Origin of the sequence: Methylomarinum sp. Ch1-1, assembly GCF_030717995.2 — a bacterium.
GTDB lineage: Bacteria > Pseudomonadota > Gammaproteobacteria > Methylococcales > Methylomonadaceae > Methylomarinum > Methylomarinum roseum.
In genome coordinates, this window is the sequence record NZ_CP157743.1 from 4268337 (window position 1) to 4285689 (window position 17353).

The 17353-nt window shown below is 50.7% G+C and carries 13 protein-coding genes; 10 read left to right on the forward strand and 3 right to left on the reverse strand.

Annotated elements, in window-relative coordinates:
• Positions 1–98: 98 nt before the first annotated feature.
• Positions 99–1880, reverse strand: a complete 1782-nt coding sequence (locus tag Q9L42_RS19305; protein ID WP_349431639.1) for a prepilin-type N-terminal cleavage/methylation domain-containing protein — start codon at positions 1878–1880, stop codon at positions 99–101.
• Positions 1881–2541: 661 nt separating this feature from the next.
• Here Q9L42_RS19305 and Q9L42_RS19310 point away from each other — a divergent pair.
• The 9 genes from Q9L42_RS19310 to Q9L42_RS19350 all read left to right on the forward strand — a co-directional run bounded on the left by Q9L42_RS19310 (position 2542) and on the right by Q9L42_RS19350 (position 13785).
• Positions 2542–3411: a type II secretion system protein gene (locus Q9L42_RS19310; protein ID WP_305906755.1), complete on the forward strand. Its 870-nt coding sequence runs from the start codon at positions 2542–2544 to the stop codon at positions 3409–3411.
• 861 nt (positions 3412–4272) lie between these two features.
• Positions 4273–5655: a hypothetical protein gene (locus tag Q9L42_RS19315; protein WP_349431640.1), complete on the forward strand. Its 1383-nt coding sequence runs from the start codon at positions 4273–4275 to the stop codon at positions 5653–5655.
• A 207-nt stretch (positions 5656–5862) separates the two neighbouring features.
• Complete coding sequence (locus Q9L42_RS19320; protein ID WP_305906752.1) at positions 5863–6486, forward strand: hypothetical protein; 624 nt, start codon at positions 5863–5865, stop codon at positions 6484–6486.
• The gene (locus tag Q9L42_RS19325) at positions 6462–8264 is read left to right on the forward strand and encodes a GspE/PulE family protein (RefSeq protein ID WP_305906751.1); all 1803 of its coding nucleotides are present in this window, start codon (positions 6462–6464) and stop codon (positions 8262–8264) included. The genes Q9L42_RS19320 and Q9L42_RS19325 overlap by 25 nt, the downstream gene beginning before the upstream one ends.
• A 75-nt stretch (positions 8265–8339) precedes the next feature.
• Complete coding sequence (locus Q9L42_RS19330; RefSeq protein WP_305910140.1) at positions 8340–8519, forward strand: GxxExxY protein; 180 nt, start codon at positions 8340–8342, stop codon at positions 8517–8519.
• Between the two features lie 58 nt (positions 8520–8577).
• Complete coding sequence (locus Q9L42_RS19335) at positions 8578–9798, forward strand: type II secretion system F family protein (protein ID WP_305906750.1); 1221 nt, start codon at positions 8578–8580, stop codon at positions 9796–9798.
• Positions 9798–10331: a hypothetical protein gene (locus Q9L42_RS19340; RefSeq protein WP_349431642.1), complete on the forward strand. Its 534-nt coding sequence runs from the start codon at positions 9798–9800 to the stop codon at positions 10329–10331. The genes Q9L42_RS19335 and Q9L42_RS19340 overlap by 1 nt, the downstream gene beginning before the upstream one ends.
• Positions 10332–10352: 21 nt before the next feature.
• On the forward strand, positions 10353–12692 hold the full coding sequence (locus tag Q9L42_RS19345; RefSeq protein WP_305906748.1) for a DUF3438 family protein: 2340 nt from the start codon (positions 10353–10355) through the stop codon (positions 12690–12692).
• A gap of 1 nt (position 12693) precedes the next feature.
• Positions 12694–13785 carry a hypothetical protein gene (locus tag Q9L42_RS19350; RefSeq protein ID WP_305906747.1) on the forward strand — a complete coding sequence of 364 codons (1092 nt, stop codon included), beginning with the start codon at positions 12694–12696 and terminating at the stop codon, positions 13783–13785.
• Between the two features lie 246 nt (positions 13786–14031).
• On the opposite strand, the gene Q9L42_RS19355 is transcribed toward Q9L42_RS19350, so the two are convergent.
• The gene (locus Q9L42_RS19355; protein WP_305906746.1) at positions 14032–14841 is read right to left on the reverse strand and encodes an SDR family NAD(P)-dependent oxidoreductase; all 810 of its coding nucleotides are present in this window, start codon (positions 14839–14841) and stop codon (positions 14032–14034) included.
• Positions 14842–15448: 607 nt separating this feature from the next.
• On the opposite strand from Q9L42_RS19355, the gene Q9L42_RS19360 reads away from it, so the two are divergent.
• A complete protein-coding gene (locus tag Q9L42_RS19360; RefSeq protein WP_305906745.1) occupies positions 15449–16051 on the forward strand; it encodes a TIGR00730 family Rossman fold protein in 603 nt (200 codons plus the stop codon).
• An 85-nt stretch (positions 16052–16136) separates the two neighbouring features.
• On the opposite strand, the gene Q9L42_RS19365 is transcribed toward Q9L42_RS19360, so the two are convergent.
• The gene (locus Q9L42_RS19365; RefSeq protein WP_305906744.1) at positions 16137–17030 is read right to left on the reverse strand and encodes an SMP-30/gluconolactonase/LRE family protein; all 894 of its coding nucleotides are present in this window, start codon (positions 17028–17030) and stop codon (positions 16137–16139) included.
• Positions 17031–17353: the final 323 nt, after the last annotated feature.

Consider the following 17353-nt stretch of genomic DNA (forward strand, 5'->3'; position numbering starts at 1 on the left):
GCCAACCGCATCCATTTTTCGTAAGATTGGTAGAGCAAAACGAAACCCATCATTTGTCCGGCACAATCTTGTATCAGGTTGATGGATTTTACCCTTTATTACCAATTAATAACGGGTAAATCATTATGCGATATAAACATAACCTGTATCGGCTGTGTTCGATCGCTGGGATACATCGCATTATCCGTATTGCAATCGCCGTCATATTCATAGATACCTATGGCATTGATACCGATTGGAATCGGCGAAACGTTAAAATTATTGAATTGCAGGGTCTGATAACCACCATGTTCCTTGATCAAAATCGCTGAACTGGATGCGAAATTGATTGCTCCGTTATTTCGATAAAACACATTCATGCATATATCTTTCGAAGGGTAAGTCCAGACGCCACTGATGTCGTTTTCGCACTCAGCTTTATTGGTTTTAATAAAACGATAAGGAACGATCGACTCGATATCCGGCGCAGTCGTTTTGTAACATCGAGGCCACGATTCCACCCAGCTTCCACCGCTGCTTTCGCAGGTTAATCGATTACTGTATTGCTGATTACTGCAACCGTAACCATTGCCCAACCAATACCCTCCAGCAGACCGACAGTCATCAGGCGTAGTCTGCCCAACAATAGAACAGCTTTGCCAGGTTTTTCCGGCGTTTACACAACTTGTTTTGTTTGTGTAATGAATATCGTTGCACCCTCCATTTGAACCGGTTGTGATCAAAACATCCCCATACCAAAGTTGATTTGCCGCAGTGCAGGTAGATTGGGTCGAAATCGTGCCGTCATCCGTACAACTTCGCCAGACTTTTCCGGCGGACACACAAGAGGTTTTAGTGTTTTGTGTTTGGTCTTCGCAACCAAAGCCTTCTCCGAACCAAACGCCTCCATCGGTTTCGCATGTTTGTTTATCAGAATACGTTACTCCTAATGAACAATTAATCCATTTCCCTGTTCCTAATGCGGTTTTACAGGAGCTTTTGTTGTAATAACTTTGATCTTCACAGCCGCCAAACCACACTGCAGGTGATGTGCAGACGGTTTTAGTCGTTTTACTTGAATCCGTGCAAAAGGAAACCGGCGCTATCTGCCGAGTGCCGTTCAAGGGTAAACGGAGCGTCGCGCTTATCCCGCCCGAAATATCCACCAACCAATCATCCTTATCGACCAATGGCGCTGGCTGATCATATGGTGCAATATCAGTTGCGGATAAACTATTGACCGGATAATCCTCATCATAATCAGTTCCACCAGCGGCATAGTCCTTGCCATAACTTTGCACCACCAAGCGATCCGGATCGGTTATATGAGGTGTCGCGGTTGATAAATCATAGCCATCCCCAAATCGCCAACCATAATCAAAATCGGTAGCGTTCTGCGCTTCCCTGCCCCAGCCATCCGTATATAAATCCGCATCCAATACCGACTCAGACACCGACAAATAAGGTCCTCGCCAACCATATTTCAGGCTGCTAGTCGTATCCGTTGACGCAGCAGCCTGAGTCTTCCAGGCGCCGGCCGCTAATGCATCGCAATGCGCCTGCGCCGATCCATATAGCGAAGAATCGTAGGCTGTTTCGTCTATCGTTCTGTTTACCGTGCAATAATTTTGGTCCACCAATTCCCTTAAATTTACCGGCAACCGCCCCATATCCGCCACAAACCCCGAGATATCCGGCTGGCCGTTGATCGTGCGTTTCGGGTTGCCGATGATGGCGGTGCGGATGCTTTCCAGGTGCTCGCGGGTTTGTTCGTAGCGGGCCGAATAACCGATATCGACAGTGGAGCGGATGGCGATGGCGCCGAGCACCGAGATCAGCATCAACACCACCAGCAATTCCAACAAGGAAAAACCGTTTTGCTTTGGAAGATGAAACATCATAGACAAAAATTAAAATATAAAGCAAAAATCACACCATTCGACATTCATGCCTTGGCGCTCAAGATTCAAAACAACCAACATTCCCACGGAGGACCGAGGGAACGAGAAATGAGCGGTTTGATAAGACATCCGCTTTTGTTCTGGCAAAAGTGAATCGTAGGAGCGCCGCCCCCCGGCGCGAAGCCTTGCAGGCCGCCTCACTTTTGCTCACTCCTGATAAACCAAGATGTCAGTAATTCCTACTTACAGCCGACCGGACATTCCGATAAACGCGAAGCATCCGCTTACCAAGCTTTTTCGTCAAAGCAATGCGGCAAATCGAAGAAGAGCTAAAGAAAAATAAAAAAGTGAGGGATATAACTCACTCAAGGTGTGGCATATGCCGCACTTTATAAATCGCCGAAAATCGTCGAAAACCAACAACTTCAAAAAAAACAGATAATTACAACTTTGGCACAGCGATTGCTTTTATTATCGCGATCTAACTGAGTTTGTTCGCCTAAGGGAAGAGAAACAGTCGGGAAAGACTGAAATAAGGAGTAGGATGAACACGGGGGAAGGGCTTCCCCCCCACTGCCGGGCGCTCTGGTACAGCAAAGGGCAGTGACTTTGTTAGTGCTCACTTAATAACACTAACTAACAAAACGGGGAGAAACCCAACATGAAACATTATAACAACATGGCTCGCCAAGCGGGTATGACCTTAATCGAATTGACCGTTGTCCTGCTGGTATTGATCGGTTTGGCTGGCTTAATGATTCCTTATGTGTCTGGTTTTGTATCTAAAACTCACGACTCAACCGGCACAAACAATCTAGCCGCATTAAACGGAACCATTCAACGTTTCCATACCCAGTTCAACAGCTTGCCGGATGATCTTCATTCATTAATCGAAACTTCAACAGGTACGAATCCTGGCACCGTATATTCTGAATTAATGAATCCTAACATGCTGTCGCCAGTTACCTATACCGAAGATGGCACAACTGGCATGGTCGCTACTGAGATTCCATTAATGTCGCTTACCTCCGCCGGCATTACCTCTGTTTATGATATGAAAGATCCAACTACTAATGGCAGCAAGACTTTTGATGCCGGCAATGCCCCAGTTACGGTTCCAATGCCTTCTGCAGGTAATGCTGCGGCAGTTACTCTAGCAGCATTGAACTCTGGAGACAGAGCAGATATTGAAACTCATTTGGCAACAGCATTTGGTCGCCAAGCCACTAATTTTAATTCAACTTGCTATGACTACATCGTTATGGGTGTTGGCCAAGAATCCGAAATGACCGGCCGTGCGATTCAAGAAGCACCAGTGCATTTCGCACAAAATGGCGACATGGGCCCAGACAAAAGATACAACCGTTTTGTTTCGGTTTTCCAAGTAGATAAAGACAATTCGACAGCTGGTTGTTCAACTAATACAGAACAAGCCAAATTCATCGGCACAGCCATGATTATGATGCCTAACCACATCATCGGTCTGGCTGAAGAAATGGATGCCGCCTATGCCAATATCGCTGCTAAATAATTAGCGCCATAGCGACCTATGGTGATTCACCATTAGACAATCTATCTTTCAAGGATGATCAAACCAAAGCGGTTTTAACATAAAACCGCTTTCTTTAAAAACGGACCACCAACCTCCCCTCGGTTTCAGTGGTCCGCTTTCGTCTAACAAGGATTTAAGACTACCAAGCTAAGGACACTCAATTAAGGACGATTTGGAACCGGAGAGGGATGCCGGTTCCCTCTTATACCGCTGCGTTTTCACTGAGAGCGCAGCGGTATGATTGTTTTTGCCGATTTGATTTTTAACCGCGGAGTCGCAGAGGCGCAGAGCTTTTAATTGCCGATTCTCTCCGTGTTTTGGCGACTCGTCGGTTTTATAAACATTTTGATGGGTTTTGGAGTTTTAATATCAAACATCTCTGTGTCTCTGTGACTCTGCGGTTTATTTGAATTTTGATGAATTTGCGGATTCATTTTTTTTAAGCGCGGAGTCGCAGAGGCGCAGAGTTTTTAATTGTCAACCCTCTCCATGTTTTGGCGACTCGTCGGTTTTATAAACGTTTTGATGGGTTTTGGAGTTTTAATATCAAACATCTCTGTGTCTCTGTGACTCTGCGGTTTATTTGAATTTTGATGAATTTGCGGATTCATTTTTTTAACCGCGGAGTCGCAGAGGCGCAGAGTTTTTAATTGTCAACCTTCTCCATGTTTTGGCGACTCGTCGGTTTTATAAACGTTTTGATGGGTTTTGGAGTTTTAATATCAAACACCTCTGTGTCTCTGTGACTCTGCGGTTTATTTGAATTTTGATGAGCTAAGCTACATGCCACTCATCCTACGATTATTTCTAAGCTTTTATACATAAGAATAACAACAAATAATGAAGCTTCCTGCTTTTAGCCAACGCCCCGCTCACACCCTGCTGTTCATCACCGAAGTCAAAACCTTCCGAGTCGATGCCGACCGCAAGGGTATTTTGCTTACCGATGTGGAAACGATAGAACGCGGTTGCGACGAGCCGGCGCGACTGGCGAAAACGCTGCAAAAGATCAGCGAGGAAAGCGCCCCTTTCGGCCGTAAACTATGGCTATTATTCCTGCGCCTGCCTTCACACTTGATCAGTCTACCGGCCATGCAGGTGCAAGGCGTGGACGACGACACGCTGATGCAAGCCTTGCAATTCGAACTGGAAGGCGTCACCGGGCAGTCATCTCAGGATAGCCGCATCGCCTTTCAGTTCATCAAAAGCGCCGATGAAATGAGCGATTATTGGTTGACCCAGATCGATCAATTGGCGCTGGACGATCTGCTCAAGGCTGCCAAGCAATGCAAAACCAAGCTGGCCGGCCTGCTCTATCCCGGCGGCCTGCCGATGGCGATCGGTGAACCGGATACTCCGGAATGGCTGCGCCTGGAATGCTGGCCCGATCAACTCTACGCCCTTCATCAGAACGAAGACCAGCTGAACCTGCAGGTCTTTTCCCTCGAAAGCCATCACTGGCAAACCGAACTGGATCAGTGGCTGCATGGCCTGGACGACAAGCCGTCCAGCGAAGCCTTGCTGAATAACAAGCTGGAAGTGTTGCCGGATACCGACCGCCAATATCATTTAAATCAGGATCACAGCCTGAGTTTATGGCTGGGGCTGTGGGCGCAAGCGCTGATAGCCAATAAGAAAACTCCGGTTCCGATCATCCGCCCCCCTTCTAACTTTAATCCGGATATCGCCTGGATGGCCGGCACCGGCGGCGGCGCGCTGCTGCTGTGCCTGCTGCATGCCGGCTGGTTCATCAGTCAGAGCAATCATTACCAGGAGGAGGCGGACCGATTGAGCAAGATTGATCAATCGATGCAGGCGCTGCGCAAACAAGTCAACAACAGCCGCGATGAGAAAGACAAGCTGGAAAAAAAACTGGGTAAATTAACCGGCGACGCCGACCTGATCCCCAACACCCTGAAACGGCTACAGCAACGCCCAGCAAAACTGTTGTTGGCATTGGCCAACGGCCGCGACGAAGAACTGGTCGTGGAAACCATCGAGAACCGCAACAACGACATCGTCATCACCGGCGTAACCTTGAAACCTCAGCTGGCCAATCAGCTGGCGACTTATCTACAAGATAATTTGCCGGATCTGAATTGGCATGTGCAGGCGCCGACCAAAAAGGATATGGCGTTGTTCGACGACGGCGGACCTTGGTCTTTCGAACTGGCGCTGATCGATGAGGGCATCCCGGGCTTTGGCGAGGATGAGAAGAAATGAATGTTTGTATTAGTTTAACCGCAGAGCATTGGATTTCAGAAACCTCTGTCACTCGGCGGTTCTGCGGTCCAAACATGATATCTATGGCCGGGAAGCAATGAATAAGTTAACCGCGGAGCCACAGAGACGCAGTGTTTTTTATTTCAATATTCTCTGTACCTCGGCGACTCCGCGGTTCACGTTCAAAATCAATCACCGACAATAACCATGACGCCTGAACAACAACGTGAATTATGGCTGAAGCGGGTTTTGCCGGGACTGGTGATTTCGGTGATTTATTTCGTCTTCATCAGCGGCATCGTCAGCGACAAGGCGAAAACCGCCGAGGATGCCTATCGAAAATTGATGCAGAGAGGCATTTCCAGCGCAGCTTTGCCGAGCCTGGAAAGCCAGAAAAACCGCTTGCAGGACGAACTCATCAAATTGAAACAACGGGATGAAGCCGTGCAAAACGGCCTGTCGGAAAAAGCCGGTTTTCTCTATGGCCAAAGCGACGGCCACGAAGCCATCGACCGCATTGCGGTGATTCTTGCTCAGCATCGACTGCGTATTACCGAGGAATCGGTCACCGAGCAGAAGAAAGTCGGCGATATGCCGCAATCGATTGCCGACGTCCAACAATGGCTAGGTGAGGCGCTGAAATCGGATGATGCGGTCAAGCTGCAGCAGATCGGCTTCGTCGGCCGTTATGTCGATGTATACGCAATGATGCAACAATTGGCCGATGAAAACATCAAGGCGCTGCCGGTCTCTTTGACGATGACGAATTTGAATTCGGATGACCGAAACGATATAGGGTTAAAAAAATGGCTGCTAGAACTGTGGATTTAAAAAAGTCGAGCCTGGCCGAAGATCAGCGCATCGAAGAACGCCAAGCGATTTCCGCCTGGAATGCGACGATCTTTCAGGACGGGGATGCTTCCCTCACCTATGGCAATGTCGTCGATATCACCGGCAGCGGCGCCTGTCTGGTTGTCAGCAAGGAAACCAGCTGGATCGCCGAAAACACAACGATGACCTTGCATGTCGAGGCCGAACATCGCCGCTTCACCCGCAAGGCCGAGGTGCGCTGGCTGAAAACACACGGTGAGAGTCTGCATTTCGGTGTGCATTATATCGACCACGTCGGCTTCGATCCCGACACTCACCAACTGAATATCGATGAGGTCAAGGTGTGTCCGACCTGCGCGCTCAAACTGCCCGGCAATATCGCCCTCAGACAAAAGGCGCTGCCCTTCTTGCTGCAAGACAATGTCACCCATATCGCCTGCAGCGCTCCTCCCAATTCCCAAACGCTTAAGTTGCTGGAACGCTTCGTCAAAACCGAAATCAAGCTGTGGCAGGCGCCGGAAAATCTGCTGACGATCAAATTGAAACAGGTTTACGGCAGCAATCCGGGTCAACCGGTACAGGCCCTGCCCAATGCCGCCGCCAACAACAATCAGGACTCGGCCGTCAACCTAGGCGACGACTTGTTGTATGCGGCTTATATGCGCCAAGCCTCCGATATTCATATCGACCCCAGCTTCGACGGCGCAACCATTCGTTTTAGAACCGACGGCCAACTAGAGGTTTACAACAAGACCAATACCCATGTTTACACCGAACTGGTCAGTCGTCTGAAGGTCATGGCCAACCTGGATATCGCGGAGAAACGTTCGCCCCAGGACGGTCGCTTTTCCCATCAATTCGTCGCCGGCGAACGCCGTATAGATGTCCGGGTCGCAACGCTGCCGACCAAATACGGCGAACGGGTCACGATGAGGCTGCTGGCCGTGCAAACCGACTCGCTGACTTTGGACAAACTGGGTTTCACCTTCAAGCATCAGGACATGATCGAGACCTTTCTGCGCCGCATCCAGGGCATGATGATCATGACCGGACCGACCGGTAGCGGCAAGACCACGACCTTATATGCGGCGATCAGGATGCTGATGGCCGAGCGCAACGTCAATATCATCACCATCGAAGATCCGATCGAATACGAAATTGCCGGCGTCGCTCAATGCGAGGTAGACGCCGGCGACAAGGTCAGTTTCGCCAAGGCGCTGCGCAGCATACTCCGACACGACCCCGATGTCGTGATGGTCGGCGAGATTCGCGACAAGGAGACCGCCGACATCGCGATCAAGGCGGCATTGACCGGCCATATGGTGTTGGGCACGTTGCATACCAATTCCGCCGCGGCCACGGTGACCCGTTTACTGGATATGGGCGTCGAGCCTTATCTGGTCGCGGCGGCCTTGCGCTTGGCCGTAGCCCAACGCCTGCTGCGTCGCCTATGCAAGCACTGCCGTATCGCCCGGCCGCTGACGGAGCTGGAGGCGATCAGCATCGGCCGGCCGGAATTGAAGCAAAAGATGATTTACGACCCTTGCGGCTGTATTTATTGCGGTGGCAAAGGCTTTGCCGGCCGCATCGGTTTATATGAAATGCTGGAGCTGAACGAGGATTGGGCGCGTTCGGTGGCCGACGGCGAAGGCGAATCGCAATTGGTCTTGAAGATGCGCGAAGCGGGCATCAAAAGTCTGCTCGATGATGCGATCGACAAGCTAATAAAGGGCGAAACGGCAATTGGCGAGGTAATACAAATTGCTTCATCGTGGTGATGTTTGGAATTAAAAACTTTGGAATGGTGAACCGCGGAGACACAGAGACACGGAGTTTTTAAGATCATAAATTCTCTGTGTCTCGGCGGCTCTGCGGTGGAAAAACTGATGCCGATCCATGATGCCCAATTACTCACCTACCTCAAGCTGACACGATGCAAAGTAGACTTATTAATAAATTTCAATGCTCCTCTATTACACAAAGGAATCAAACGCTTAGTGATGATTATTAACCCGAAGCAGGTGAGCTCTTGAAAAATCTCTGCGTCTCTGAGTCTCTGCGGTAATTCATTACAATTTACGACATAAAACCATGCCTGTTTTCAGTTATACGGCCCGCGACCGAAGCGGCCAGCAACGTAACGATTCGATCGAAAGCCCTTCCCGCGAGGCGGCGATCGCCAACTTGCGCGGTCAAGGTTTGCTGCCGTTGCGGATCACCGAAGTCAAAAACAAAACAGACGGTTCCGCGTCCTTCAGCTGGAATCCGCTGGATTACCGTTCCATCCGTCCCGATGACATCGAACATGAATTTCACCAGATGGCGGTGATGCTGCGCAGCGGTATCAGCTTGATGGACGCGTTGAACATGACCGCCCGCCATTGCCGCATCGGCGCCCGCCCCACCTGGCAGGACCTGACCAAGCGGATTCAGCAAGGCAGTTCCTTCACCGAAGCCCTGTCTGAGCACAAAATCTTCACCAACTTCACGATACAACTGGTTCGCGTCGGCGAACAGACCGGGCATCTGAATACCGTCATGGATCAGGCGGCAGAAGAAATGAAGGCCAACCGCAAGCTGAAAAAACAAATCATGACCGCCTTGCGCTATCCCGCTTTCACGTTGCTGTTTGCGATCGGCCTGGTGGTTTTCATGCTGACCAGCATCATTCCGGAAATCAAGAAGCTGCTGCAGATCATGGGCAAGCCGATGCCGCCGATCACCCAGGCGCTAATCGATATATCCGACTGGTTTCTGGCCAACGGCATTTATGTTGGCGTGTTGATAGGCGGCATTTTATTCAGTTTCATCGCCCTTTATCAGGTTCCCAGAAGCCGCTGGTGGATAGACAGAATTAGCCTGAAACTACCGGTGTTAGGCTATGTCTTGCGCCTGTCCGGGACGGTGCTGTTCGCCCGCGCGATGGGGCTGCTGCTGCGCAGCGGCGTGGTCATCGTCGAGGCGCTGGAGACGATGGAGAAACTGCATGGCAATCACTACATGGCCAGCAAGGTGCGCATGGCCCGCAATCGGGTCATGCAAGGCTCGTCGTTGACGGAACCGTTGCAGGCCGATACCGGCTATATGCCATTAATGCTGCAAATGATCCGAGTCGGCGAGAGCTCGGGCACACTGGATGATATTTTGATCGAAATGACTGACTACCATGACGAGCTGTTGCAACAGGCGATAGCCAAATTAACCGGCATGATCGCGCCGTTGATGACCGTGTTTGTCGGCGGTATCGTCGGCTTTGTCTACGCCGCGTTTTTGGTGGCGATGTTTTCCGCCGCCGGAGGGAGCCCTTCCTGATGAAACGTCTGTCACTCCTGTTATTGCTGTGCCTGGCCCAAAGCGCTATGGCCGAGCATGTCAAAAATATCAACCCGAACTATAGCGAAGGCTCCAACCGTAAAGTCGAAAAGCTGAACCAGGCCACCGAGGTCTTGCGCGATCCGCCCCTCGCCTTGGACAAAATCAAGCAAACGATTACCGACGCAGGCGACACAAACAAACCGTCATCACCCCCCTCCCCCATCAAGGACCCCACTCAAATCAACGGCAGCTTCAATGATGCCCTCAGGCGTTTATCGACCAACCGCAGCGGCAACCAATCGGCTAATAAGCTCCCGGAAATATCATTATCGGCGAAGACCTATAGCGAAGACGGCAAGAACACATCCGCGATCTTGAGCATCAACGACAAGCTTTATTTCATCAAACCCGGCGGCGGATTTTCCTTCATGCAGGATAACGAGATTTATCAAGTGCAGGTGGAAAGCATCGACCTTCATTCGGTGCGTATCCGGCTGTTGCCGATGAACGAAATTTTGATTCTACGCTAGACAGGCAATTCAGGACTTTTTATGAACCGCTTTTTCAAGAGCAGCCTCCAAGGCGCTTTGATTGTTATTGCTTTAACCCAACCGGCCGTTTGCTGGCCGGCCCAAAGGCCCAATCCGCCCATTATCGAACGCATCGAGTTTCACGATATTCCAATGGCGGAGGCCTTGCGGATGTTGTCCGATCAATACAAGCTGAACGTCATCACCTCGCGCAAGGCGGCCGAAGTCAGGGTGACGATGTTTTTGAACAGGGTCACGCCGGTGGACGTGCTGGAAACGCTGGCGAAAACCTATAATCTTTGGTATCGCAAAGATCCGAACTCGAATATCTATCGCATGTATACCGCGGAAGAATTTCGCCTGGGTAATGTAGACGCCAATCGCGAACATGTCGAGGTTTTCACGGCCCGTTATCAGAACGTGCTGTCGATCGCTTACGCGGTTCAGAATCTCTATCCGGAACGGGTGCAAATGCAGCTGGGCGAGGAGCAGGACGAGATCTATCAGGATTTGCAGAACCGGTTCCGACGTTTCGATTTGATCGCCGGTCGCAGCACCATCGAAACCGGCTCCGGCAATACTGGAGGCGTCAACAATAACAACAACTTCAATAATAACTCGTCTAATAACCGCAATAACAACAGCAACAATCGAAACAACAGCAATAACCGATTCGGCGGTTCCGGATCTCAACGCAATAATCAGGGCAATAGGCTTTCCCTGCTCAGTAACGAAGATCTGCAGGAAAACCTTCAGAACGTCATCAGCGGGGATATTCAGGGCAGAAGAGGTCAAATCACCCAACATATCCAGGAGGATGCGCCGATCTTCCTGACCCTGCTGAAGAATCAAAACAACATCCTGGTCAGGACCCGCGACCCGATGGCGATCAAGGAAATACAGAATCTGATCCACAACCTGGATAAACCGCCGATCACCGTTCTTCTGGAAGTCAAGATCCTCAGCATCGCCTTAAACGACGACTATACCTCGGCGTTCGATTTTTCCCTCGGTAATGACGACATCAACTTTACCCAAGGAGACGCTAATTTTTCGTCGCTGGCGACCAACGCCAACACGCTGGCCGCCGACCTGGTTCGCGGCGCACTCGGTGGCCCTTCCGGGCTGGTCGCCGGCTATGTGTCGAGAAATTTTCAAGCGCGACTGGAACTGCTGGAGGACGAAGGCCGAGTGACCGAATTGGCGACGCCGGTGGTCTCGACCGCCAACCAGGAAGTCAGCCGCATTACGCTGGCGGAAGAGCGGCCGATCACCGTCGATTTCAATGTATCGAGCAGCAACACGACCGCAACCGGTAGCGGAACGGTGGTCAATACCCTTAGAAACGATGCGGTCGTGGAACGCCAGCAAATCGGCACGACGTTGATCATGACGCCGAGCATCAGCAAGGACAACAGCGTCAACCTGAATCTGTTGATCGATCAGTCTTCGATCAGTCCCATTAAGGGCGAGATCCCGGTCGACACCGGATCGGGCGCCATCGAACAAGTCGAGGTCGATGTGGTTTCGCGCAAAAGCTTCGCCGGTAATGTCGTCATTCAAAATAACATGCCGATGGCGATCGGCGGCTTGATCACCGAAAAAGCAAGGGACGTCGAGCGAAAAGTCCCTATTCTCGGCGATATTCCCTTCATCGGCACGGTGTTCAACGACGAGGTCAGGGAACGCAAACGCGAAGAGCTGATCATCATCATCAAGCCGCATATCATGAGCAACGGGGAAAGCGACATGCAGTTCAGCAATGAGTTTTTAAACAACAACAGCATCCACCCCTATACCAAGCATCAGGATAGCCTGGATATTTATTCCAATGACAGCGGCGAACACAAAAACTACAAACTGGAAAAACCCTATAAGGAATACCGTCTGCAAGATAAGCAAGACTCTCAACGCTGGAACAGTCCGGAGCAGGAACGAAGACAACGGGACAAATCGGCAAGCCAGCCCAGCGCCGCCCAAGAAACCTATATCGAGCTGACCCGTTATGCGGCCAAGGCGGTCAGATTGCCGGAGCATGAGCGGGAAAAAGTCGCTCATATCCGTCCCGCTCGACTCGAGCGCACTGACGACGTGGATGTCATAAAAAATAACAGCGGCCAGCTGCGCACGATACCGGTCGCCAGCTGGAAAAAAGGCGGCATTCATGTCACCGCGCTGGAGGTGCATAATATTTCCCAGTCGCCGGTCAAGGTGAACCATCGCAGCTTGAAGGGACGCTGGCTCGCCTCCACTATTGAGGACACGCAGTTGGCGCCTAACTATCAGTTCGGCGATTCCACCTATTTATATCTGGTTTCGTCGCAACCGTTCTGGGAAATCATGGACAAGGCAGGTCGCTAACATGAAAACCAGTGCGCTTTTTTCCGCAGGATGTCTGATCTTCGCCGTTCATGGCGTGGGCTACGCCGGCAATCGCACCATCACCGACGACAATATCAATATCGCGTTTTTTGATCCGGGCGCCGAGCCGGTTGAAGACGAGCCGACGTTGCATATGGTGATTTATCAGGAAGATGATCAGGCTAAGACTGAAAGCAAAAAGGATAAATACGCTAGTAAGGTCGATGAGCAAAATATCCAAATGGAATTTTATATCAATGGCGGCTATCGCCAAGATGAGTTGGATTGGAATATTGCTTATCCAACTGGAACGCCCAATATCCTCTCGGAATTAAGCTGGGATGACCTTGAAATTGCCACTTTCGGGCTCGGTGCAACAATGTATTTGCCGGCTAATTTAGTACTGGATGGAAAATTTACTTATGGCCGTATTTTTAATGGGGACAATCAAGATTCAGACTATTATGGCGACAATAGAACCCAAGAATTCTCTCGTTCCAACAATAATGCCGACGAGGGCAGCACGATCGATGCATCCGTTGGTTTAGGCTATCGTTTTAATATCATTCCGTCATCGCGTCGTTTTAAAAAGCCAACCCTGAGTTTCACTCCCATGGTCGGTTTCTCTTATCACGAGCAGAACTTGAAAATGACGAACGGCAAGCAAACTGTTCCGTTCAACTATCATTTTGGCGGGCTGGACAGCAGTTATGACGCTACCTGGTACGGGCCCTGGGCAGGTTTCGATAGCGAATTAAGCATCGTGGACCGAGTCAGCTTTACCACTTCGTTTCAATATCATTATGCCTTTTACGAAGGAACTGCCGATTGGAATTTGAGACAAGATTTTGCTCATCCGGAAAGTTTTAGCCATGAGGCCAGAGGTACTGGCTTAGATTTATCGTGGGGTAGTTTGATTCGACTCAATGAAAACTTGCATTTAACCTTATCGGTCGATTACAAAAATTGGAAAGCCGACAATAAAGGGTTCGATACCACCTATTTATCGGATGGAAGAGTTCTGGAAACTAAGCTTAATGAGGTGAACTGGGAATCATTAGGAGCAAACTTAGGATTGCAGTTTAATTTTTAAGTTTATTTGACGGGTTGATCAAAAGCTCTGCGTCTCCGTGATTCTGCGGTTTGACAAACTTTAACAGGCATAGTCGTAGGTCACGTTGCCGCGTTAGCGGTTACGTGACACTTCAAAGTCATGTGGGGCATGGCCAGCGAACGCTATCGCGCGCCCCAATGCTACTTCCAGTCTAACAGCCGGTTTGGCCGACCTCTATTCGCGCCGAGGGCGGCGCTCCCACAGAACGGAACATTAGCTTTTTTATTAACCGTCAGCGTCTGAATAACTTGCGCAGATTTGATAGAGGTTTTCGACCGCCCGCTTGTCTCGCCCGAAAGTGCAACTCGATTCTCGTCGATGTTCATAATATCGCCCGGTATTTAGTTGGCCGACGGAGTCGGTCGCTAACCAGACCGGGGTATCGGCGCCCTGATCCGGCGATTCATGGCCGCCGAAACCCAGATTATTGCTTAGGGTGGAATTGACGTCCCCGGGGTGGCAAGCATTGACGGCGACCTGGTAAGGCGCGAGTTTTTCAGCGAAAGCGACGGTCAGCATACGGTCGGCTTGTTTGGACTGTCGGTAAGCGGCGTCGTTATCGTATCTGCGGCGGATAAATTCCAAATCGTCCAAATCCAAACCGCCCGCCCAATAGCTGGCGACATTGACGACACGCGCGGGCGCCGACGCCCTTAATATATCGGAGAATTCGTCGATGAGCCGAAAATAACCCAATACATTGGTGGCGAATTGCATTTCGACGCCTTCCGGCGTTTCCTGTCGGCTGCGCGGCGTGCAGGCGGCGGCGTTGATCAATACATGCAGTGGCCCGGCCCAGCGCTCCGCCAAGACGCGGATCTGATCATGACGACTCAAATCGGCCAATTCATAACGCACCCTTTGATTGCCGCTCGCTCGGGCTATGTCCTGCACCGCTCGTTCCGCCTTATGCCGGTCGCGGCAGACCAGCACCACTTCGGCGTCCTTCGTTTCAGCCACTTGCCGGGCAATCGCCTTTCCTATCGCGCCGGTCGCCCCCGTCACCAGAAACACCTTGCCATCAGACTCTTGCATAGTTTAAAACTCCGCTGAAAAATTCAAGCCTCGAAAATCTTCATTGCTCAAACCAAGATGTAATTATTCAGCGTAGTTTTATAAGAGGGAGTAGGTTATTGATTTATCGGGCTGTCTGCAACAGGACGTTGCAGTCAGAGCTTACAGGGAAGTATTCACCCAGCACCTAAATTAACGAAGATTATTAATCATAGCCAATAACCTAGGGTATTTAGGTGCTGGGTGAACGCGTCCCGAGAAATCAATGACCTACTGCCTAAAACCCGAAAGATACTGAATAGTTACACCAAGATTATCTTAGGAACCCGGGCCGAATGAAGCTTTTCGCGCCGAGGGCGGAGCTCCTAACGGCATTGTGATCCAAAGCCGGACGGAGTTTGCAACTTTTCACCGATTACTTCATCGCAGGAAACGTTGCCCACGCCCTCGTATTCCGGCGCGACTCAATTTGCTGTGCTTCATTTTATTCAGCCAACCTACACAAATTTAAGACATCCCGCAATATGTGTATAACGATGTGCATATAACCCAGAAGTTTCAATCGATTGTAGATTACCTTATTCCGACCTACAATAAATGCCGTAAACTAAATCTTACGCCAACCGATATGAAAGAAAACATCAAGCCTATAAAAAGTCTCTGCGTTTATTGCGGCTCCAGTCCCGGCCGGCTTGACGCTTATGCCGAATCGGCCCGCATTTTGGCCGAAGCGCTGGTCAGACGAAACATTCGCCTGGTTTACGGCGGCGCCAGCATCGGCGTCATGGGCGAGGTCGCCGATCATGTCTTGCAGCTTGGCGGCGAAGTAGTCGGCGTGATACCGAAAGCCTTGGCGCATAAAGAAGTCGCGCACAATAAGCTGACCGAATTGCACGTCACGAAATCGATGCATGAGCGCAAGACGATGATGGCCGAACTGTCGGATGGTTTTATCGCCCTTCCCGGCGGCATCGGGACGCTGGAGGAATTATTCGAGATTTGGACCTGGGCGCAGCTAGGCTTTCACGCCAAGCCCTGCGGACTGCTCAATGTCGAAGGTTATTACGACTCTCTGATTCGTTTTCTGGATCACGTACAAGCCGAGCAATTCGTCAAACCGCATCAACGCGCGATGCTGATCGTCGAAAACGAAGCGGATGTGCTGCTGGACAGATACGCCCGACATCAAGCGCCCGCGGTGCCGCACTGGGTCAATAAAGACGAAACCTGAGGCCTATAAGAGACGCATCGTTGCCGATAACCTCTTCCTTGATACCCTTTAAACGGCATTTTACGAAAAGGCTCGTTGTCCAAATTCAAAATGGCAGTATGACCACCTTGTTTTGTTTGAACAAAGGAATCAGCACACGCTGACGCTTGGTGTCTACGCCCAGGTCGGCCGGCGCATCCAGCGAATCGGCCAGCGTCGTGAAATTATCGTCTTTATCCAACGCATAAATGGCCGAGCCTCCCCAACTTGAGATCAGAAAGCGGCCATCTGCCAATTTGACCAAACCGTCCAAGCCGTCATGAGGCGGAGTCGGCAGGGCTATTTGTCTGCCGGAACGGTCGATGGCGAACATTTTTCCGGAACCGAAGGTGACCACGACCAGCCGGCCGTTATCATCCCAAATGCCGTTCGGACGCCCCATGCCTTTGTCCTTGACGATCACTTCGTATTTGCCGCTCGCCCAAACCTTGTATATAGCGTCGCTCCCCGATGGCGCCATGCCTTCGCTCAATCCGCTGTCGGTCACGTAAACATAATCACCGGCACCCGGGGTAATGCCGTTCAAAAACGTACTACCCTCAATCTTGATCGACTTTTTCTGCTGGCCGTCGGACAATGCGAAAACATGCACCTGATCGATGTCTGTGACCCATAAATTATCGCCGACGATGGCCGCCCCCTTGGGCGCATTCAACGTGACGCCGTTGTTTGCGCCGTCTATCCATTTAAGCTCGATGACCTTGCCGTCGGGCGCAAGCTTGGAAATAAAACCGTTGCCGTCGACCGCCAAGGAGCCGCCGTTGATATTGGTGACCAGATAGATATCCCCTGCGGCATCGTATTCGACCGACTCCGGCGTGGCAAAACCTACGTCCGCCACTTCGATGGCTTTGTCACCCTCCGTCGCCAGCGTCGTTGTCGAAAAGGACAACGCCATCAATAGCGAAGCAAATGTTTTATGCGTTAATGCGGTTTTCATAGCAATCTCCTGTACTTAGCAGAGTGGCGGATCCGCTGTGCTTGATCCGCCCTACGAATTTCATGCGATTTATGACGTTGCAGCATGTCGAGCCTTTCGACAACACACGGTTTTATGCCATTTCGGCATCGATTCACCCTGAGCAATCAAGCGATGTAATTTTATTGACTTTGAACAGAGTATCTACAAAACTGTTCGATCAATACTTTGAGAAACTCGGTCTTCGTCATCGGCTCGCCCAGGTCCTAAGAGTCAAATACCAGACCGCCCCTCCCATTTAATAACCATCAAGCTGCTGCGTTCAGATCTCTCTATGCTATCGT